The sequence below is a fragment of the Streptomyces goshikiensis genome, assembly GCF_014650555.1.
GTDB lineage: Bacteria > Actinomycetota > Actinomycetes > Streptomycetales > Streptomycetaceae > Streptomyces > Streptomyces goshikiensis.
In genome coordinates, this window is sequence record NZ_BMVE01000004.1 from 217,507 (window position 1) to 237,079 (window position 19,573).

The window sequence follows — 19,573 nt, forward strand, 5'->3', positions numbered from 1 at the left end:
ATCAGGCTCCTTGAGCATTGCGAGATCTACGCAACGCACTGCGCAGCTGCTCGTGCCAACGCGGGCGTTTACGGGGTGGGACGTGATCCACACCGCCCGGGGACCACGGATTGCACCGCAGGATCCGCCAGGCGGTCAGGACGGTCCCCTTGACCGCACCATGCCGGTCGATGGCCGTGAATCCGTAGCGCGAGCACGACGGGTAATAACGGCACACCGGGCCGAGCAGCGGACTGATCGTCCACTGGTACAGCTTGATCAAAGCGAGCAGCGGGTACTTCATCGAGCCGTGCCTCCCAGCAGCCGCGCCAAGGCGGCATCCAGGTCACGGGCCAGCTCGTCAAGGCCGGCATCACCCGATCCGGGCAGAGCCCGCACCACCACCAGGCTACCGGGGGGCAGCTGAGACAGCCGCTCCCGTACGAGATGGCGCAAACGGCGCTTCACCCGGTTACGGACCACAGCGATGCCGACAGCCTTGCTGACGACGAAACCCGCACGCGTCGAGGGATCGATCTCCCCCGGCTCGTGCGGGTCCGTTGCACCGCTTGTACGTAGGTGGACGACGAGGAGCGGGCGACCTGCCCGCCGCCCTCGGCGCACCGCGCTCGCGAAGTCCTCGCGCCGCCTCAGCCGATTTTCGGGAGACAGCACGACGTCATGACCTGCGTGTTGTTACGCGGAAAGGGCGGCGCGGCCCTTGCCACGACGGTTCGCGAGGATCGCGCGACCGGCACGGGTACGCATCCGCAGGCGGAAGCCGTGGGTCTTGGCACGACGGCGGTTGTTCGGCTGGAAGGTGCGCTTGCTCACTCGGGGGCTCCAGAGAATGAATCGTTGTGGCGGGACATCGCCTGGCTGTCACCGTGCGCCCACGAAGGAAACTCGCGTGTTCGCCCGAGTGGCACCGCTAAATGATCACAATTCGTGATCTTCGCCCATCGGTAGGCAGGCGGCAGCAGCCATCGACAACTCGACCTCGTTACGGTACGCGCGGCTACGCCATCCGGTCAAACCGAGCCATCGGTGCCCCACACTGTGCACAGGCTGTGGACAACGACTTGAACCCTACCCACCGGCCTGACTACCGTTGTCTGATCCCGGATTCTTTTGTCCCGACCGTCCCAAAGAACCACACATACGTGGGACCGGGACCTGTGAGAGAGCGTGCTCTGTGGCTGACGTACCTGCCGATCTTGCCGCAGTGTGGCCACGAGTGCTCGAAAAGCTCCTCGGGGAGGGCCAGCAAGGGATCGAGCCCAAGGACAAGCAGTGGGTCGAACGCTGCCAGCCCCTGGCCCTCGTCGCCGACACCGCACTCCTCGCCGTCCCCAATGAATGGGGCAAGCGCGTCCTCGAAGGCCGCCTCGCCCCCCTCATCAGCGACGCCCTCAGCCGCGAGTGCGGCCGCCCCATCCGGATCGCCATCACCGTGGACGACTCCGCCGGCGAGCCCGCGCCCCCGGCCCCGTCCTCCTCGCAGCGCGACGCCTACGAGCCGTACGGCGGCCAGCGCCCCGGCGGACCGGGCGGCCACGGCGGCGGCCCCTCCGACGACCAGCTGCCCACCGCCCGCCCCGCCTACCCGGACTACCAGCAGCAGCGCCCCGAGCCCGGCGCCTGGCCCCGCGGCGGACAGCAGGACGACTACGGCTGGCAGCAGCCCCGCCTCGGCGGCTTCCCCGAGCGCGACCCCTACGCCTCCCCGCAGCCCGGCTACCTCCAGCAGTCCGAGCCCTCCGGCTACGACCAGGGCTCCTATGAACAGCAGAAGTACGAGCAGCAGAAGTACGAGCAGTCCGGGTACGAGCCCCAGCAGAACCACCAGTACGAGCAGCAGCAGTACGAACAGCCGGCCCCGCGCCCCGCGCCCGGCCGGCCCGCGCCGCCGGCGTCCTCCGGCGGCTCCACCTCGGGCCCGCTGGAGCCGACCGCCCGGCTGAACCCCAAGTACCTCTTCGACACGTTCGTCATCGGCGCCTCCAACCGCTTCGCGCACGCCGCCGCGGTGGCCGTCGCCGAGGCGCCCGCGAAGGCGTACAACCCCCTCTTCATCTATGGGGAGTCGGGCCTCGGCAAGACCCACCTGCTGCACGCGATCGGGCACTACGCGCGGAGCCTCTACCCCGGCACGCGCGTGCGCTACGTGAGCTCCGAGGAGTTCACCAACGAGTTCATCAACTCCATCCGCGACGGCAAGGGCGACGCGTTCCGCAAGCGCTACCGCGAGATGGACATCCTGCTCGTCGACGACATCCAGTTCCTCGCGAGCAAGGAGTCGACGCAGGAGGAGTTCTTCCACACCTTCAACACGCTCCACAACGCCAACAAGCAGATCGTGCTCTCCTCCGACCGGCCGCCCAAGCAGCTCGTCACCCTGGAGGACCGGCTCCGCAACCGCTTCGAGTGGGGCCTGATCACCGACGTCCAGCCGCCCGAGCTGGAGACCCGTATCGCGATCCTGCGCAAGAAGGCCGTCCAGGAGCAGCTCAACGCCCCGCCGGAGGTACTGGAGTTCATCGCCTCCCGCATCTCGCGCAACATCCGCGAGCTGGAGGGGGCGCTGATCCGGGTCACGGCCTTCGCGAGCCTGAACCGGCAGCCGGTCGACCTGGGCCTGACCGAGGACGTCCTCAAGAACCTGATCCCGGGCGGCGAGGACAGCGCACCGGAGATCACCGCCTCGGACATCATGGCCGCCACCGCCGACTACTTCGGCCTGACGGTGGACGACCTGTGCGGCTCCTCGCGCAGCCGGGTCCTGGTCACCGCCCGGCAGATCGCGATGTACCTCTGCCGGGAGCTCACCGACCTCTCGCTGCCCAAGATCGGGGCCCAGTTCGGCGGCCGCGACCACACCACCGTCATGCACGCGGACCGCAAGATCCGCGCCCTCATGGCGGAACGACGCTCCATCTACAACCAGGTCACGGAGCTCACCAACCGCATCAAGAACGGCTGACGCGCGCCCTGAGGGGGCCGTGTGAGGGTCTGCGAGGGCCCTTCCGCGGCCCCCTCAAACGTTTCTACAGGGCGCTCCCGGAGTACTTGGGGGGCGCCCTCCTTCAGCCCCGCGCCCCCAACCTGTTCGAATGCGCCCCCAACGGGCCAACTCATCCACAGATTCACCGACTTTTTTCCGTCCACACCCTGGGGACGGGTTCCGTCACCCACAATCTGTCCACAGGCTCGCTGGTTGAGGCACCATCAGCCCAGGTCAGCCACCTGTGGAATTGTGCGCAAGCGTCATCCACAGGCTGTGGACAGAATATTCATCCACAGCCTCATCCACGCCTCTGTCCACCGTCGACCCACAGGTTGCCGCATCCTGTGCACAGGATCCGACGAGTTACCCACACCGTTGTCCACTGTTCGGCAACGCACCACCCCCTCTCACCGCCCCGAGTGAAAGCGGTCACACAGAAGTAGACGTTTGGGCTGTGGAGTACTGGGGAAAAGCTGGGGACGCAGCTGTGGAGTACTCGGGGTCACCTGGGGACGGCCTGTGCAGAACTTTTCGTTCTCCACAGCACACCCCTGTTTTCCACCGGTGTCACCCACAGGGTGTGGGGATAAAAAACGTGGGCTGACCTGCGAGAACGGGCTTATCCACCGTTTCCACAGGCCCTACTACTACCCCCATAGAGATTGAGGCCGGTTTCGGTTTTCAAGCAGGTCCTGTGCACAACTCGGTGGGCAGCCTCGCCGCCGCCGCGCTCCCGACTTGACCGCCAGCCGCGACGACTGTCGGCGCCGTACGTCAGACTGGTCCCCGGCACCGAGGCCCCGGTCCGCCGAGACCGGGAGGCACCGGGAGCCGAAGACGAAGGCCGGCCAGACGAGCGAGCAACAGCAGGAGGCGGTTCCGGTGAAGATCCGGGTGGAGCGCGACGTACTCGCGGAGGCGGTGGCCTGGGCGGCCCGTAGCCTCCCGGCCCGGCCGCCGGTGCCCGTCCTCGCGGGCCTGCTGCTCAAGGCCGAGGAGGGCACGCTGAGCCTCTCCGGCTTCGACTACGAGGTCTCGGCCCGCGTCTCCGTCGAGGCGGACGTCGAGGAGGACGGCACCGTCCTGGTCTCCGGCCGGCTGCTCGCCGACATCTGCCGCGCCCTCCCCAACCGACCGGTGGAGATTTCCACAGACGGTGTACGGGCGACCGTGGTCTGCGGCTCCTCGCGATTCACACTCCACACCCTTCCTGTGGAGGAGTACCCGGCGCTGCCGCAGATGCCGACCGCGACCGGCACCGTGCCCGGCGAGGTCTTCGCCTCCGCGGCGGCCCAGGTCGCCATCGCCGCCGGCCGCGACGACACGCTGCCCGTGCTGACCGGTGTCCGCATCGAGATCGAGGGCGACCGCGTCACCCTCGCCTCCACCGACCGCTACCGCTTCGCGGTCCGCGAGTTCCTGTGGAAGCCGGAGAACCCGGACGCCTCCGCCGTGGCCCTGGTGCCGGCGAAGACGCTGCTGGACACCGCCAAGTCCCTGACCAGCGGTGACACCGTCACCCTGGCGCTGTCGGGCTCCGGCGCGGGCGAGGGCCTCATCGGCTTCGAGGGCGCCGGCCGCCGCACCACCACCCGGCTGCTCGAAGGCGACCTGCCGAAGTACCGCACGCTGTTCCCGACGGAGTTCAACTCCATCGCCGTGATCGAGACCGCCCCGTTCGTCGAGGCCGTCAAGCGCGTGGCCCTGGTCGCCGAGCGCAACACCCCGGTCCGCCTGAGCTTCGAGCAGGGCGTGCTCATCCTGGAGGCCGGTTCCTCCGACGACGCACAGGCTGTGGAGCGCGTCGACGCCAACCTGGAGGGCGACGACATCTCGATCGCCTTCAACCCGACCTTCCTGCTGGACGGCCTCAGCGCGATCGACTCGCCGGCCGCCCAGCTCAGCTTCACCACCTCCACCAAGCCGGCGCTGCTCAGCGGCCGCCCGGCGGTCGACGCCGAGGCGGACGAGGCCTACAAGTACCTGATCATGCCGGTGCGCCTGTCCGGCTGACGCCTTCGTACGTCGGGCCCGGTCTCGCAGGCTGCGGGACCGGGCCCGACGGCGTTCGTCCCCCTTCGTCCGCCCCGGCGCGCGGGGCCCACGGACCCTCCTGCGGGCGCTCTGGAGCGCCCGTGGGGCCCGGCAGGGCGGCCGGGCGTAGGCTCGGGGCCGGGGGTGTCCCCGGGTAGCAGGGGAACCCCGGCACAGACGGCCACAACGCTTAAGGAACCACCTGATGGAGCTTGGTCTCGTCGGTCTCGGCAAGATGGGCGGCAACATGCGCGAGCGCATCCGCCGCGCCGGCCACACCGTCATCGGATACGACCGCAACCCGGACCTCGCCGACGTCCACAGCCTGTCGGAACTTGTGGACAGCCTGCAGGCCCCCCGCGTGGTGTGGGTGATGGTCCCCGCGGGCGCGGCGACGCAGTCCACCGTCGACGAGCTCGCGGAGCTGCTGTCCCCGGGCGACATCGTCGTCGACGGCGGCAACTCCCGCTGGACCGACGACGAGAAGCACGCCGAGGAACTGAAGGCCAAGGGCATCGGCTTCGTCGACTGCGGCGTCTCCGGCGGCGTGTGGGGTCTGGAGAACGGCTACGCGCTGATGTACGGAGGCGACAAGGAGCACGTCGCGACCGTCCAGCCGGTCTTCGACGCCCTCAAGCCCGAGGGCGAGTTCGGCGCGGTGCACGCGGGCAAGGTCGGCGCCGGCCACTTCGCGAAGATGGTCCACAACGGCATCGAGTACGCCATGATGCAGGCCTACGCCGAGGGCTGGGAGCTCCTGGAGAAGGTGGACTCGGTCACCGACGTCCGCGAGGTGTTCCGGTCCTGGCAGGAGGGCACGGTCATCCGCTCCTGGCTGCTGGACCTCGCGGTGAACGCGCTGGACGAGGACGAGCACCTGGAGCAGCTGCGGGGCTTCGCGCAGGACTCGGGCGAGGGCCGCTGGACGGTGGAGGCGGCGATCGACAACGCCGTGCCGCTGCCCGCGATCACCGCCTCGCTGTTCGCGCGGTTCGCCTCGCGTCAGGACGACTCCCCGCAGATGAAGATGATCGCCGCGCTGCGCAACCAGTTCGGCGGCCACGCGGTGGAGAAGAAGTAGCGGCCCCGTCCACGGGCCGGGCCGCACAGCGGTGACAACGTAGGAAAAGAGCAGCAGGAAGCCGGGGGAGGTCGGCGCCGTATGCACGTTTCGCATCTCTCACTGGCCGACTTCCGCTCCTACGCCCGGGCCGAGGTTCCCCTCGACCCGGGCGTCACGGCTTTCGTGGGCCCCAACGGCCAGGGCAAGACGAACCTGGTGGAGGCGATCGGCTACCTGGCGGTGCTGGGCAGCCACCGGGTGTCCTCGGACGCCCCCCTGGTACGGATGGGCGCGGACCGGGCGGTCATCCGCGCGGCCGTCACCCAGGGCGAGCGCCAGCAGCTGGTGGAGCTGGAGCTGAACCCGGGGCGGGCGAACCGGGCCCGGATCAACCGGTCCTCGCAGGTCAGACCCCGGGACGTGCTGGGGATCGTACGCACGGTGCTGTTCGCGCCGGAGGACCTGGCGCTGGTGAAAGGGGATCCGGGCGAGCGGCGCCGGTTCCTCGACGAGCTGGTCACGGCGCGCTCGCCGCGGATGGCGGCGGTGCGCTCCGACTACGAGCGGGTGCTCAAGCAGCGCAACACGCTGCTGAAGTCGGCGGCGATGGCCCGCCGGCACGGTGGCCGGTCCATGGACCTGTCCACCCTCGACGTGTGGGACCAGCACCTCGCGCGCGCGGGCGCGGAGCTGCTGGCACAGCGCCTCGACCTGATCGCGACGATGCTGCCGCTGGCGGACAAGGCGTACGAGCAGCTCGCGCCCGGCGGCGGCCCGCTGGGGCTGGCCTACAAGTCCTCGGCGGGCGAGGCGGTGGACAGCGGCGAGGCGCGGACCCGGGAAGCGCTGTACGAGGTGCTGCTGGGCGCGCTGTCCGACGTGCGCAAGCAGGAGATCGAGCGGGGCGTGACCCTGGTGGGCCCGCACCGCGACGACGTGCTGCTGCGCCTCGGCGAGCTGCCGGCCAAGGGGTACGCGAGCCACGGCGAGTCCTGGTCGTACGCGCTGGCGCTGCGGCTGGCCTCGTACGAGCTGCTGCGCTCCGAGGGCGCGGAGCCGGTGCTGATCCTGGACGACGTGTTCGCGGAGCTGGACGCGCGGCGCCGGGAGCGGCTGGCGGAGCTGGTGGCCCCGGGTGAGCAGGTGCTGGTGACGGCGGCGGTGGACGATGACGTTCCGGGTGTGTTGGTGGGAGCGCGGTTCGGGGTGTCCGGCGGTGAGGTGACCCGGCTGTGAACGAGCAGGAGCGGGAGCCGCGCAAGGCCCCGGAGCCGTCCGGGGTCGACCTGGCGCGGCAGGCGCTGGCGGCGGCCCGGGAGCAGGCGCGGGCGCGGGGCAACGCGGCGGCCGGGAAGAAGCGGCAGCATCCGGGGCTGCGGTCGGGCGCGCGGGCGGACGGCCGGGATCCGATGCCGTTGATGGCGGCGCTGGACCGGCTGCGGACCGAGCGCGGCTGGGAGATGCCGATGGCGGTGGCGGGCGTGATGGAGCGCTGGCCGGAGATCGTCGGACCGGAGATCGCGGCGCATTGTGAACCGGAGCGCTACGAGGACCGTGAACTGGTGGTGCGGTGCGATTCCTCGGCGTGGGCGGCGCAGCTGAAGCTGCTGGCCCCGCAGCTGGTGGCGCGGCTCAACGCCGACCTGGGGCAGGGCACCGTACGGCTGATCAAGGTGCAGGGCCCGGGCGGGCGGCCGAAGCGGTACGGGCCGTGGCGGGCGCCGGGGAGCACGGGCCCGGGGGACACGTACTCCTGAGCCCCGCACCGCCTGCGCGGCCCGCCCGGCGGCGGCCCGCGCACTGCGCCGAACGGGTGTACGGCGGCCCGGGCGAGGGTCTGCGGCGCCCGCCTCGCCACCCGGCGCCGGGTGGCGTCCCTCACCGTAGCGGGAGGTTGACAGGCCGAAGCGCTGGATGCCCGCGTGAGCCTCTTTGAGCCCCTTCCCGGATATGGGGAGTCGGAGAGAGGAGGTTCAGGGCGGCACATGCGGACTCAGGTACCGGCAAACCCCCATTCATGTCCGTGGTACCGGTAGACTGAAGCGAATCCCGCGCGCTCGCGGGATCTAGCTGATACACGCTGACAACGCAGATCGACGCAGCCGCTCCCGCTTGCATGCCTGCTGGCCCGGAGTACGGCCTGTGCTGTGCCAGAAAGGGCGCTTCGTGGCCGATTCCGGCAACCCCAACGAGAAGAACGAGTCCACAGCCGGCGAGAACGGCGAGGTAACCGCCTCGTACGACGCCAGCGCGATCCAGGTCCTCGAGGGCCTGGACGCGGTCCGCAAGCGTCCGGGCATGTACATCGGCTCGACCGGTGAGCGCGGGCTGCACCACCTTGTCTACGAGGTTGTGGACAACTCGGTCGACGAGGCCCTGGCCGGGCACGCGGACACCATCGACGTGACGATCCTCGCCGACGGCGGTGTGCGGGTCGTCGACAACGGCCGCGGCATCCCGGTCGACATCGTGCCGTCCGAGGGCAAGCCGGCCGTCGAGGTCGTGCTGACGGTCCTGCACGCGGGCGGCAAGTTCGGCGGCGGCGGCTACGCCGTCTCCGGCGGTCTGCACGGTGTGGGCGTGTCCGTCGTGAACGCCCTGTCGACGAAGGTCGCGGTCGAGGTCAAGCGCGACGGATACCGCTGGACCCAGGACTACAAGCTCGGCGCTCCCACGGCCGCCCTCGCGAAGAACGAGGAGACCGACGCGCACGGCACGACGGTCACGTTCTGGGCCGACGGCGACATCTTCGAGACGACCGAGTACTCCTTCGAGACGCTGTCGCGGCGCTTCCAGGAGATGGCCTTCCTCAACAAGGGCCTGACCCTGACGCTGACGGACGAGCGCGAGTCGGCGAAGGCGACCGTCGGTGCGGACGACCCCGACGCGGACGCGGTCGAGCCCCCCGCGCGCACGGTCAAGTACTACTACGAGGGCGGCATCGTCGACTTCGTGAAGTACCTGAACTCGCGCAAGGGCGAGATGATCCACCCGACCGTCATCGACGTCGAGGCCGAGGACAAGGAGCGCATGCTCTCGGTCGAGATCGCGATGCAGTGGAACTCGCAGTACACGGAGGGCGTCTACTCCTTCGCGAACACGATCCACACGCACGAGGGCGGCACGCACGAGGAGGGCTTCCGTGCGGCGCTGACGGGTCTGGTGAACCGCTACGCGCGCGACAAGAAGCTGCTGCGGGAGAAGGACGACAACCTCGCCGGCGAGGACATCCGCGAGGGTCTGACGGCGATCATCTCGGTCAAGCTGGGCGAGCCGCAGTTCGAGGGCCAGACGAAGACCAAGCTGGGCAACACGGAGGCCAAGACCTTCGTGCAGAAGGTCGTGCACGAGCACCTCAACGACTGGTTCGACCGCAACCCGGTCGAGGCCGCGGACATCATCCGCAAGTCGATCCAGGCGGCCACGGCGCGCGTCGCGGCCCGCAAGGCCCGCGACCTGACGCGCCGCAAGGGTCTGCTGGAGAGCGCCTCGCTGCCGGGCAAGCTCTCGGACTGCCAGTCGAACGACCCGACCAAGTGCGAGATCTTCATCGTCGAGGGTGACTCGGCCGGTGGTTCCGCGAAGTCCGGCCGCAACCCGATGTACCAGGCCATCCTGCCGATCCGCGGCAAGATCCTGAACGTCGAGAAGGCCCGTATCGACAAGATCCTCCAGAACACCGAGGTCCAGGCGCTGATCAGCGCCTTCGGCACCGGTGTGCACGAGGACTTCGACATCGAGAAGCTCCGCTATCACAAGATCATCCTGATGGCGGACGCCGACGTCGACGGCCAGCACATCAACACCCTGCTGCTGACCTTCCTGTTCCGCTTCATGCGGCCGCTGGTCGAGGCGGGTCACGTGTACCTGTCGCGCCCGCCGCTGTACAAGATCAAGTGGGGCCGGGACGACTTCGAGTACGCGTACTCGGACCGTGAGCGCGACGCCCTGGTCGAGCTCGGCAAGCAGAACGGCAAGCGGATCAAGGAAGACTCGATCCAGCGCTTCAAGGGTCTGGGCGAGATGAACGCCGAGGAACTGCGCATCACCACCATGGACGTGGACCACCGCGTGCTCGGCCAGGTCACCCTGGACGACGCCGCGCAGGCCGACGACCTGTTCTCGGTGCTGATGGGTGAGGACGTCGAGGCGCGGCGCTCCTTCATCCAGCGCAACGCCAAGGACGTTCGGTTCCTCGACATCTGAGTCGGCTCAGCTGACCGCCTGAAAGGATTTCTGACCAGCAATGGCCGACGAAACCACTCCCACTGCCGAGAACGCAGAGAACGCCGCGGAGGAGCAGCCCGTGCTGCGGATCGAGCCCGTCGGGCTCGAGACGGAGATGCAGCGCTCCTACCTCGACTACGCGATGTCCGTCATCGTCTCCCGCGCGCTGCCCGACGTACGGGACGGCCTCAAGCCGGTCCACCGTCGTGTGCTGTACGCGATGTACGACGGCGGCTACCGGCCCGAGAAGGGCTTCTACAAGTGCGCCCGTGTCGTCGGTGACGTCATGGGCACCTACCACCCGCACGGTGACTCCTCGATCTACGACGCCCTGGTCCGCCTGGCCCAGCCGTGGTCGCTGCGGATGCCGCTGGTGGACTCGAACGGCAACTTCGGCTCTCCGGGCAACGACCCGGCGGCCGCGATGCGCTACACCGAGTGCAAGTTGATGCCGCTGGCCATGGAGATGCTCCGGGACATCGACGAGGAGACCGTCGACTTCACGGACAACTACGACGGCCGCAACCAGGAGCCGACCGTCCTGCCGGCGCGGTTCCCGAACCTGCTGGTCAACGGCTCCGCCGGTATCGCCGTCGGTATGGCCACCAACATCCCGCCGCACAACCTGCGCGAGGTCGCGGCCGGCGCCCAGTGGGCGCTGGAGCACCCGGACGCCTCGCACGAGGAGCTGCAGGACGCGCTCATCGAGCGGATCAAGGGCCCCGACTTCCCGTCGGGCGCGCTGGTCGTGGGCCGCAAGGGCATCGAGGAGGCGTACCGGACCGGGCGCGGCTCGATCACGATGCGCGCGGTGGTCGAGGTCGAGGAGATCCAGAACCGCCAGTGCCTGGTGGTGACGGAGCTTCCGTACCAGACCAACCCGGACAACCTGGCGCAGAAGATCGCCGACCTGGTGAAGGACGGCAAGATCGGCGGCATCGCCGACGTGCGCGACGAGACCTCGTCGCGGACGGGGCAGCGCCTGGTGATCGTGCTCAAGCGCGACGCTGTCGCGAAGGTCGTGCTGAACAACCTGTACAAGCACACCGACCTGCAGACGAACTTCGGCGCGAACATGCTGGCGCTGGTGGACGGCGTGCCGCGCACGCTGTCGATCGACGCGTTCATCCGCCACTGGGTGACGCACCAGATCGAGGTCATCGTCCGGCGCACGAAGTTCCGCCTGCGCAAGGCGGAGGAGCGGGCGCACATCCTGCGCGGTCTGCTCAAGGCGCTGGACGCGATCGACGAGGTCATCGCGCTGATCCGGCGCAGCAACACCGTCGAGATCGCGCGCGAGGGCCTGATGGGCCTGCTGGAGATCGACGAGATCCAGGCGAACGCGATCCTGGAGATGCAGCTGCGGCGCCTGGCGGCGCTGGAGCGGCAGAAGATCGTCGCCGAGCACGACGAGCTCCAGGCCAAGATCAACGAGTACAACGAGATCCTGCGCTCCGAGTCGCGGCAGCGCTCGATCGTCAGCGAGGAACTGGCGGCGATCGTCGAGAAGTTCGGCGACGACCGGCGCTCCAAGCTGGTGCCCTTCGACGGCGACATGTCCATGGAGGACCTGATCGCCGAAGAGGACATCGTCGTCACGATCACGCACGGCGGCTACGTCAAGCGCACCAAGACCGAGGACTACCGCTCGCAGAAGCGCGGCGGCAAGGGCGTGCGCGGCACGAAGCTGAAGCAGGACGACCTCGTCGACCACTTCTTCGTCTCGACCACGCACCACTGGCTGCTGTTCTTCACGAACAAGGGCCGGGTCTACCGCTCCAAGGCGTACGAGCTCCCGGACGCCGGGCGTGATGCGCGCGGGCAGCACGTGGCGAACCTGCTGGCCTTCCAGCCGGACGAGAAGATCGCCCAGATCCTCGCGATCCGCGACTACGAGGCCGCTCCGTACCTGATCCTGGCCACCAAGGGCGGCCTGGTGAAGAAGACGGCGCTCAAGGACTACGACTCGCCCCGTTCGGGTGGCGTGATCGCGATCAACCTCCGGGAGACCGGCGCCGACGGCGCCGACGGCGCTGCCGACGAGCTGATCGGCGCCGAGCTGGTGTCCGCCGAGGACGACCTGCTGCTGATCAGCAAGAAGGCGCAGTCGATCCGCTTCACGGCCACCGACGAGGCGCTGCGTCCGATGGGCCGCGCGACCTCGGGTGTGAAGGGCATGAGCTTCCGCGAGGGGGACGAGCTGCTCTCCATGAGCGTGGTGCGCCCCGGTACGTTCGTCTTCACGGCGACCGACGGCGGTTACGCCAAGCGGACCCCGGTGGACGAGTACCGCGTCCAGGGCCGTGGTGGTCTGGGCATCAAGGCCGCCAAGATCGTGGAGGACCGCGGGTCGCTCGTCGGGGCCCTGGTCGTGGACGAAACGGACGAGATTCTCGCCATCACGCTCGGCGGTGGTGTGATCCGTACGCGCGTCAACGAAGTCAGGGAGACCGGCCGTGACACCATGGGCGTCCAGCTGATCAATCTGGGCAAGCGGGATGCCGTGGTGGGTATCGCGCGCAACGCCGAGGCCGGTCAGGATGCTGACGAGGTCGACGAGAACGACATCGACATCGATACCGAGACGACCGAGGCGGCAGTCGAAGGACAGGCCGCCGAGGCCGCCGGGGGCACGTCGCCTTCGGCTGGGGAGCACGAGGAGTAAGCGTGAGTGGAGCCACGGGCGCCGGACCGGCAAAGACTGGAGCGGATGGTGCCCGTGGCCCCGCCGCGGACTCCCAGGGTGGGGACACCACCGCCGAAGGCAGGGGGACAACGGTGACGGATACCCGAGGACCGCAGTCGCAGTCGAAGTCGAAGAACGGCTCGAAGGCGGGCGCGGGCAAGGGTTCGGGCACGGGCACGGCGGCGGGCGCCGCCGGCTCGGGCGCGGCCGCGGGCAAGGAACAGGGCGGCGGCGCACAGCCGTACCAGCCGTCGCAGGCTCACACGGCGCCTTCGGGCCCGGGTGCGCCGCGGGGCGGCTCGGAGGCCGCCGCTGCCGCCGCGGCGCAGAAGAAGGCCCGTACGGCGGTCCGTACGGCGCCCAGGACGCGCAAGGCGCGGCTGCGGGTGGCGAAGGCCGACCCGTGGTCGGTGATGAAGGTCAGCTTCCTGCTGTCGATCGCGCTCGGCGTCTGCACCATCGTGGCGTCGGCGGTGCTGTGGATGGTCATGGACGCCATGGGCGTCTTCTCGACCGTCGGCGGCACCATCAGCGAGGCCACCGGGTCGAACGAGGGCAACGGCTTCGACCTGCAGTCGTTCCTGTCGCTGCCGCGCGTACTGATCTTCACGTCGGTGATCGCGGTGATCGACGTGGTGCTGGCGACGGCGCTGGCGACGCTGGGCGCGTTCATCTACAACCTGTCGGCAGGGTTCGTCGGCGGCGTGGAGCTCACGCTCGCCGAGGACGAGTGACCTGCTGATTGACCTGCGCGGACGCCCGGCAGGAACGGATTTTGGCGGGACCGCGTCTGTGCGCTAATCTTCAGGAGTCAGCGCGCAGCGCGGATGGGGCTATAGCTCAGTTGGTTAGAGCGCATCCCTGATAAGGATGAGGCCACAGGTTCAAATCCTGTTAGCCCCACAGTGTCGAAGACCCCCAGGCCCACCGGCCCGGGGGTCTTTGTCGTTGGGTCAGTTGGCGGGCCGACGGCTCACGGGCGTCGTGCCGGTGCCGTGCCCGGTGCCGTGCCCGGTGCCGTGCGGGTGCCGTGGCGGCCGGGGTCCGCCGGGGCCTTCCCAGGTAACCGATCGGTATCGGTCGGTGTGTATTGTTGGCCGCCAGAAGTCCCCAACGTCAACGAAAGACGAGGTCGCGCGGTGAAGAAGCTGCTCCTGGTCGCACTGGCCGCCATCGGCGGGCTCCTCGTGTACCGCCAGATCCAGGCGGACCGCGCCGAGCAGGACCTGTGGACGGAGGCAACTGACTCCGTGCCTTCTGGTTCCGGTGTGTGAGACCCGAGATTGATCTCATGGAGCCCCGGTTGCCGCTGCGGCCGGGGCTTTGTGCTGTTCCGTGACGGAAACTTGCGGTTTGCAAGGATTTGGCTTGCGCTAGCAAATGCGGGGTGGGCGTGATGGGTCGGGGGCGCGTTCGGAACCGGGTGCCGCGCACGGCGCCGGCCGGGGCGGTGGCCCTGGCGGCGGCCGTCGCCGTCCTGGGGTCGCCGGGGGGCGGGTACGGCGCTCATGCCGCGTACGCCGCCGAGCCGTCCCCGCAGGCGGGGTCGGCGTACCGGCCCGCCGAGGGCGCCAAGAAGGTCGAGGGCAAGCCCACCACGGCGGACGCCCCGCTCGTGGACGTGGGCGGGGTCTACTCGGACACCCTCGGCCCCGGGGAGCGCCTCTACCGGCTGGGCCTCGACGACAACTCCAGCGTGTACGTCTCGGCCGTGGTCCAGCCGCCGCGGGGGGCCAAGGTCGGCTACGGCGACGGCATCGAGGTGGAGATCATCACCACCGAGGGGCGGCGCTGCCAGAACAACACCGGCCGGGCCGGCTTCGGTTACGACCCCGTCCCCGTCAGCGCCGTGGCCGTGCGGCGGCTGGAGGAGGACGCCGAGTGCCAGGGCCGGGGCACCTACTTCGCGCGGGTCACCCGTACCGCCGCCAAGGACTCCGACCAGCGGGCGTGGCCCGTCGAGTTGAAGATCCAGCGCGAACCGGGCCTCGGCGCCGGCAGCGCCCCGACCACCGCGCCCAGCGTCTGGCCCTCCGCCTCCCCCGCGCTCCCCGGCACCGATCCGGTGGCCCGCACCGGCGGCACCGGGTTCAACGACGCCCGGGCCCTGGGCAGCGGGGTGTGGCGCGACGACCTGCGCCCCGGGCAGACCCGCTACTACCGGGTCCCGGTCGACTGGGGGCAGCAGCTCGGGCTCAGCGCCGAGATCGCCAAGGCCGCCATGACCAAGCAGTACGGCTCCGCCTCCAACGGGCTCTCCGTCGCGCTGTACAGCCCGTACCGCGCCCTGGTGGACTCCAAGGAGACCTCCTACGACGGCAAGCAGGCGGGCGTGACCCTGCCGAAGACGGCGCCCGTGGCGTACGAGAACCGCTTTTCGAGCGACGCGGAGGTACGCGGGACACGGCTGGCCGGCTGGTACTACCTGGCCGTGACCCTGGGCGGGAAGGTCGCGGAGTTCACCGAGGACGCGACCCCGGTTCCGCTGACCCTGCGCGTGCAGGTGAGCGGGGACGCGGCCAAGGCGCCCGCGTACGGGGAGAGCCTGAGCGCCGCCGGGTTCGGGGTGGGCGCCGACGAGCGGAACGCCGCCAGGGACGGGCTGACCGCGCCGGAGGCCGCCGACGCCGCCGAGAACCGCTCGGCGATGGGGGTCGTCGCCGGGGCCGGGTTCGGCGCCGGGGCGCTGCTGCTGCTCGTGCTGGGAGGGTGGATCCTGCTCGCGCGGCGGGGGCGCGGGACCCCGTAGCCCCACGTCCGTAGCCCCGCCCGTCGCTCGGTCCGGAGCTACATCTGGGTCAGCGCCCAGACGCCGACGGCGAAGCAGAGCAGCGCCGCCGCGAGGAAGGCGGCGGTGACCAGCGGCGCGGGCGGGGCGATCCCGCCGGGACGGGCGGGCGGTGCCGCCGGGGCCGGGGGAGACGCGGGCGACGGCGGTGAGAGGTGGAAGCTGCCCGTCTGCGAGGGCCCGTACGACGCCGGCGGCGGCCCGAACCCGACGGGCGCGGCAACGGGGGCGGCGGCCGGCACCGGGACCACCGCCGGAGCGGTGGCTGGAGCCGCAGCCGGAACGGTGGCCGGAGCCGGTGCCGGGGTCGTAGCCGGAGCCGGAGCCGGGGCGGCGATGGTCGGCGAGTGCGGGGTGACGGCGTCGGTGCTCGACGGTCCCTGGGGGCCGAAACCGGCCGGGAGCGGACCGAGTTGGTCGAACACCTCCACCGGGTACTCGTCCGGCGAGGACACGGGCAGCAGCTCCACCGCCTCGGCAAGGGCCTTGCGGGCCCCTGTGGCGGTCCGGAACCGGCTCTGGGGGTCCGGACGCAAGAGGTTCGCGATGACGTCCCACAGGGGCGCGGGGACGCCCTCGGGCGCGCCGGGCGTGCCGTGGGCGAGGTAGTGCTCCACCAGGGCCCGGGAATCGGGCTTGCTGCCCGTCAGGAGGTAGAGCGCGACCAGCCCGACGGCGAAGAGGTCGGCCGGGAAGTCGGGCTCGGCGCCCAGCATTTGCTCCGGGGCGAAATAGCCGGGGGTGCCCACCACGTAGTCGGTCTCGGTGAGCCGGGGCTCGCCCTTGCGCATCGAGATGCCGAAGTCGGACAGCCGCAGGTGCGGCCGCCCGGTTCCGGTGGCCTCCATCAGGATGTTGGCCGGTTTGATGTCGCGGTGGACGACCCCCTCGGCGTGCACGGCCGCCAGGCCCGAGAGCAGCTGGTCGAGCAGGGTGCACACGAACCGCGGAGGCAACGGTCCGTAATCCCCGATCACATGGGCGAGGGAACCGCCGGCGACGAGGTCCATGGTGAACAGGACCTTGTCGTCGTCCGCCGCCCAGCTGGCGGGGGCCAGCACATGGGGGTGGTCGATCCGCACCGCCTGCTCCCGGACGAACCGGAGCAGGGTGTGGGCGTCGCTCTGCAGGAGCACCTTCGCCGCGACGTACCGACGGCGCCGGTGGTCCCAGGCGCGCCAGACGGCACCGGCGCCGCCGCGCCCGATCGGATCGGCCAGCTCGTACCGACCGGCGAAGATCTCACCCATCGCTGCGCCCGTCCCCCGTCACCCTCGTCGTCCGCGCGTCAGTTCTGGTGCGCCTCGTAGTGGGCCACCGCGTCCGCGGTGCGGCCGGCGCCGTACACCCGGAGGAACTCTGCCAGCTCGGGGTGGCTGGGAGCGAGGGTGTCCGCGGCGTCGATGATGTCGCCGGCCGCGGAGACCGAGCGCAGCAGCGACTGGATCTCCCGGACGACCCGCTTGACGGTCGGCGCGCCGCTGCTCGTGGCGGTCTGACCGCTGTTGCTGAGGACCGAACCCCCCTGGGTCTTCTTGATCTCGTCCATCCGGTCGGTCGCCTCCACCGCGCTGACGCTCCCGTCGGCGACCTGGCCGGCGAGATCCTGGAGGGCCTGGACCCGCTGGACCACGGCCGGGTTCCCGATCTTGGCGCGCTGGCCGCTCATCAGCTGGGACAGCATCGGCGCCGACAGCCCGAGGACGGCAGCGAGGCGAGCCTGGTTCAGGCCGAGGTCATCTATGAGCCGGCGGAAGAGCGCCCCCAGCGGCTCCCCGTACCAACTGCGCTGAAGCTCTCTGGCTCTGGCCGTGGCCTCTTGCTGTACTGCGTCCACTCTGACTACTCCCCTTCGCTGGTGCGAACCTCGCGAGCATCTTACGGAGAGTGGTCGCACGGCGGGAGTCCCTATCATTTTGCGGGATGAGGGGGTACACCCGGTACTCTGTTCTGCGGAACGGCCAATCCCTCCCGGGGGACGGTCGCGTCCGCTTCCACGGGGCTTTAGCTCAGTTGGTAGAGCGCTGCCTTTGCAAGGCAGATGTCAGGAGTTCGAATCTCCTAAGCTCCACAGCAAAAAGGTCCCCTGACCTGCGGAAACGCAGTCAGGGGGCCTTTTGTGTTTCACGTGAAACATCAGCTGCCGCGTCCGGCGGCGAGGACGTCGCCGAGGGTGAAGGCCAACGGGCCGCGGTCCGTGAGGGATTCGCCGCGGCGCCCGGGGAGACCGCGCCGATCACCGCGGCGGCCTGGGTGTCGCTCGGATGGGTCGGTCGTGGGGCCGTCCGGGGGTTCGTGGTCGACAGTGGGGAGAGGCACCCAGACCGGGAAGCCACGGCCCGCCGGAGGCGTATGTCCATGGGAATCTTCGACTTCCTGAAGTCCGACAAGAAGAAGGCGCACGAGGCCGCCGACACGGCGAAGGAGCAGGTGGAGGAGAAGGGCGCCGCGCCGCCGGCCGTCGCCGCCGGCCCGGGTTCCGCGATGGGCGGGAAGTACGTGGACGCCGCCGAGGCCACCAAGGCCGCCGCCGAGCGGATGGCTGCCGCGGCGCCGCCGAGGCGCGTTTCGCACACCCCCACCCCCGGCTCCGCCGCGCACAAGTCCGTCGCCGCGGCCCCCGAGCCCCCCGTCGCGCGCACCCGGCCGGCGCCTCCCCCGGCCATGCACGCTCCCCACACGCCGACCCCCGGTTCCGCCGCGCACAAGTCCGTCGCGGCGGCGCCGGTCGCCGCGAAGCGCGCGTACACCGTCAGGACGGGTGACTCGCTCTCCGAGATCGCCCGCCGTGAACTCGGCAACGAGGCGCGCTGGCGCGAGCTCTACGCCATGAACCGGGGCGTGATCGGCTCCAACCCCGACCTGATCCGGCCGGGGATGGTCCTCACCCTCCCCCACTGATGCCCTGATGCACTGATGCGGAAAGGGGCCCGGACGTGGTCCGGGCCCCTTTCCGCATGGCGTCGTCAGCTGTCGTCCGAAGACGTCCGCGCCTCGCGCTCCTTGTCCGCCAACTCGTCGTCGAAGTTGGCCGGTTCGGAGTCCTGCGCCGACAGTTCCGTCGCCGCCGGCGGCTCGACCAGCCAGTCCGGGTTCGACTGCTGGTCCCACCAGCGCCACGCGAGGTAGACGCCGCCCGCGACCAGGCCGACCACGGCCACGCCCTTGGCCAGCCGGGCCAGGTGCGCCCGCCGCTCGTGCCGCCGTACCAGCCGCCGCACCTCATCGGCCGTCACCTGGCCGCGCAGCGCCGCCACGGTCGCCACCGACCGCGACGCGGCCTCCTCCGCCACCGGCTGGGCCGCGGCGATCGCGCTCTCGATACGGGGCTGGGTGTACTCGGCGGCCTGGCGGGCCGCGCGGCGCGTCTCGTGGACCGCCTTCGTCGCCGCCCGGTCCACGTTCGGCGGCACGTAGGAGCGGGCGGCCTGCATCCGGGGATGCAGATGGGTGTCATACGTCGAACGCGCGTGCCGCGAGGCCTCCAGGGCCGCATGCGACACCATCGGCGCCAGCCGCTCGTTCGCTTCCTGCGCGTAGTGCACGGCAGCGCCCTTGGCGGTTTCCGCGTATGGCGCCACCGCTTCCGCCGCGTGCTTCACGGTGTCCCTGGCGCTTTCGGCGGCCAGGCGCACGCTGTCCTTGCGGGTCACAGGATCCTCCTCCTCGGTGGCGGACACAGTTCACCTTTCCACCCTTTGTCGGATCATGCCTGCCATCTTGTCGAGAGGCATGCGCGACAGGGCATCCGGGTGGGCGAATCTCTGTACCTGGATGCGCAGCGTGGGA

17 protein-coding genes and 2 tRNA genes are annotated in these 19,573 nt (G+C 70.2%); 13 read left to right on the forward strand and 6 right to left on the reverse strand.

What is annotated here, in order from left to right:
* Position 1: 1 nt before the first annotated feature.
* From yidD to rpmH, 3 genes are read right to left on the reverse strand one after another with little or no spacing between them, the layout of a single operon-like run.
* Positions 2–283 carry a membrane protein insertion efficiency factor YidD gene (gene yidD, locus IE248_RS14310; protein ID WP_008741647.1) on the reverse strand — a complete coding sequence of 94 codons (282 nt, stop codon included), beginning with the start codon at positions 281–283 and terminating at the stop codon, positions 2–4.
* Positions 280–654, reverse strand: coding sequence for a ribonuclease P protein component (rnpA, locus tag IE248_RS14315; protein ID WP_008741646.1), 375 nt, complete (start codon positions 652–654; stop codon positions 280–282). Before rnpA ends, yidD begins: the two co-directional genes overlap by 4 nt.
* A gap of 21 nt (positions 655–675) precedes the next feature.
* Positions 676–813: a 50S ribosomal protein L34 gene (gene rpmH / locus IE248_RS14320; RefSeq protein WP_008741645.1), complete on the reverse strand. Its 138-nt coding sequence runs from the start codon at positions 811–813 to the stop codon at positions 676–678.
* A 361-nt stretch (positions 814–1,174) separates the two neighbouring features.
* Between rpmH and dnaA the strand changes: the two genes are divergently transcribed.
* From dnaA to IE248_RS14375, 11 genes are all read left to right on the forward strand, one after another.
* A complete protein-coding gene (dnaA, locus tag IE248_RS14325; protein ID WP_073797762.1) occupies positions 1,175–2,962 on the forward strand; it encodes a chromosomal replication initiator protein DnaA in 1,788 nt (595 codons plus the stop codon).
* 906 nt (positions 2,963–3,868) lie between these two features.
* Positions 3,869–4,999 (forward strand): DNA polymerase III subunit beta, encoded by a 1,131-nt coding sequence (dnaN, locus tag IE248_RS14330; RefSeq protein WP_008743888.1) that lies wholly within the window; start codon positions 3,869–3,871, stop codon positions 4,997–4,999.
* A 226-nt stretch (positions 5,000–5,225) separates the two neighbouring features.
* Positions 5,226–6,101, forward strand: coding sequence for a phosphogluconate dehydrogenase (NAD(+)-dependent, decarboxylating) (gene gnd / locus IE248_RS14335; RefSeq protein ID WP_037797877.1), 876 nt, complete (start codon positions 5,226–5,228; stop codon positions 6,099–6,101).
* Between the two features lie 81 nt (positions 6,102–6,182).
* Positions 6,183–7,319, forward strand: coding sequence for a DNA replication/repair protein RecF (gene recF, locus IE248_RS14340; RefSeq protein WP_008743890.1), 1,137 nt, complete (start codon positions 6,183–6,185; stop codon positions 7,317–7,319).
* Positions 7,316–7,840: a DciA family protein gene (locus IE248_RS14345; protein ID WP_008743891.1), complete on the forward strand. Its 525-nt coding sequence runs from the start codon at positions 7,316–7,318 to the stop codon at positions 7,838–7,840. Before recF ends, IE248_RS14345 begins: the two co-directional genes overlap by 4 nt.
* Positions 7,841–8,225: 385 nt before the next feature.
* Positions 8,226–10,289 (forward strand): DNA topoisomerase (ATP-hydrolyzing) subunit B, encoded by a 2,064-nt coding sequence (gene gyrB / locus IE248_RS14350; protein ID WP_037795420.1) that lies wholly within the window; start codon positions 8,226–8,228, stop codon positions 10,287–10,289.
* A 40-nt stretch (positions 10,290–10,329) separates the two neighbouring features.
* A complete protein-coding gene (gene gyrA, locus IE248_RS14355; RefSeq protein ID WP_037797878.1) occupies positions 10,330–12,975 on the forward strand; it encodes a DNA gyrase subunit A in 2,646 nt (881 codons plus the stop codon).
* 2 nt (positions 12,976–12,977) lie between these two features.
* Positions 12,978–13,730, forward strand: coding sequence for a DUF3566 domain-containing protein (locus tag IE248_RS14360; protein ID WP_073773989.1), 753 nt, complete (start codon positions 12,978–12,980; stop codon positions 13,728–13,730).
* A 95-nt stretch (positions 13,731–13,825) separates the two neighbouring features.
* Positions 13,826–13,899 (forward strand) — tRNA-Ile (locus IE248_RS14365).
* A gap of 236 nt (positions 13,900–14,135) precedes the next feature.
* The gene (locus IE248_RS37345; RefSeq protein WP_208809277.1) at positions 14,136–14,270 is read left to right on the forward strand and encodes a DLW-39 family protein; all 135 of its coding nucleotides are present in this window, start codon (positions 14,136–14,138) and stop codon (positions 14,268–14,270) included.
* Between the two features lie 149 nt (positions 14,271–14,419).
* On the forward strand, positions 14,420–15,745 hold the full coding sequence (locus IE248_RS14375; RefSeq protein WP_229895313.1) for a hypothetical protein: 1,326 nt from the start codon (positions 14,420–14,422) through the stop codon (positions 15,743–15,745).
* A gap of 38 nt (positions 15,746–15,783) precedes the next feature.
* On the opposite strand, the gene IE248_RS14380 is transcribed toward IE248_RS14375, so the two are convergent.
* Entirely contained in the window at positions 15,784–17,034 is a 1,251-nt protein-coding gene (locus IE248_RS14380; protein WP_190030899.1) for a serine/threonine-protein kinase, read from the reverse strand.
* Positions 17,035–17,072: 38 nt separating this feature from the next.
* Entirely contained in the window at positions 17,073–17,621 is a 549-nt protein-coding gene (locus tag IE248_RS14385; protein WP_008743899.1) for a transcriptional regulator, read from the reverse strand.
* Positions 17,622–17,782: 161 nt separating this feature from the next.
* Between IE248_RS14385 and IE248_RS14390 the strand changes: the two genes are divergently transcribed.
* Both IE248_RS14390 and IE248_RS14395 read left to right on the forward strand, forming a co-directional pair.
* Positions 17,783–17,855: transfer RNA gene (locus tag IE248_RS14390), tRNA-Ala, on the forward strand.
* A 281-nt stretch (positions 17,856–18,136) separates the two neighbouring features.
* Positions 18,137–18,685 carry a LysM peptidoglycan-binding domain-containing protein gene (locus IE248_RS14395; protein WP_229895314.1) on the forward strand — a complete coding sequence of 183 codons (549 nt, stop codon included), beginning with the start codon at positions 18,137–18,139 and terminating at the stop codon, positions 18,683–18,685.
* Positions 18,686–18,750: 65 nt separating this feature from the next.
* Here the strand turns inward: IE248_RS14395 and IE248_RS14400 are convergent, their stop codons facing one another.
* Positions 18,751–19,437: a DUF5324 family protein gene (locus IE248_RS14400; protein ID WP_037799739.1), complete on the reverse strand. Its 687-nt coding sequence runs from the start codon at positions 19,435–19,437 to the stop codon at positions 18,751–18,753.
* Between the last annotated feature and the right edge of the window lie 136 nt (positions 19,438–19,573).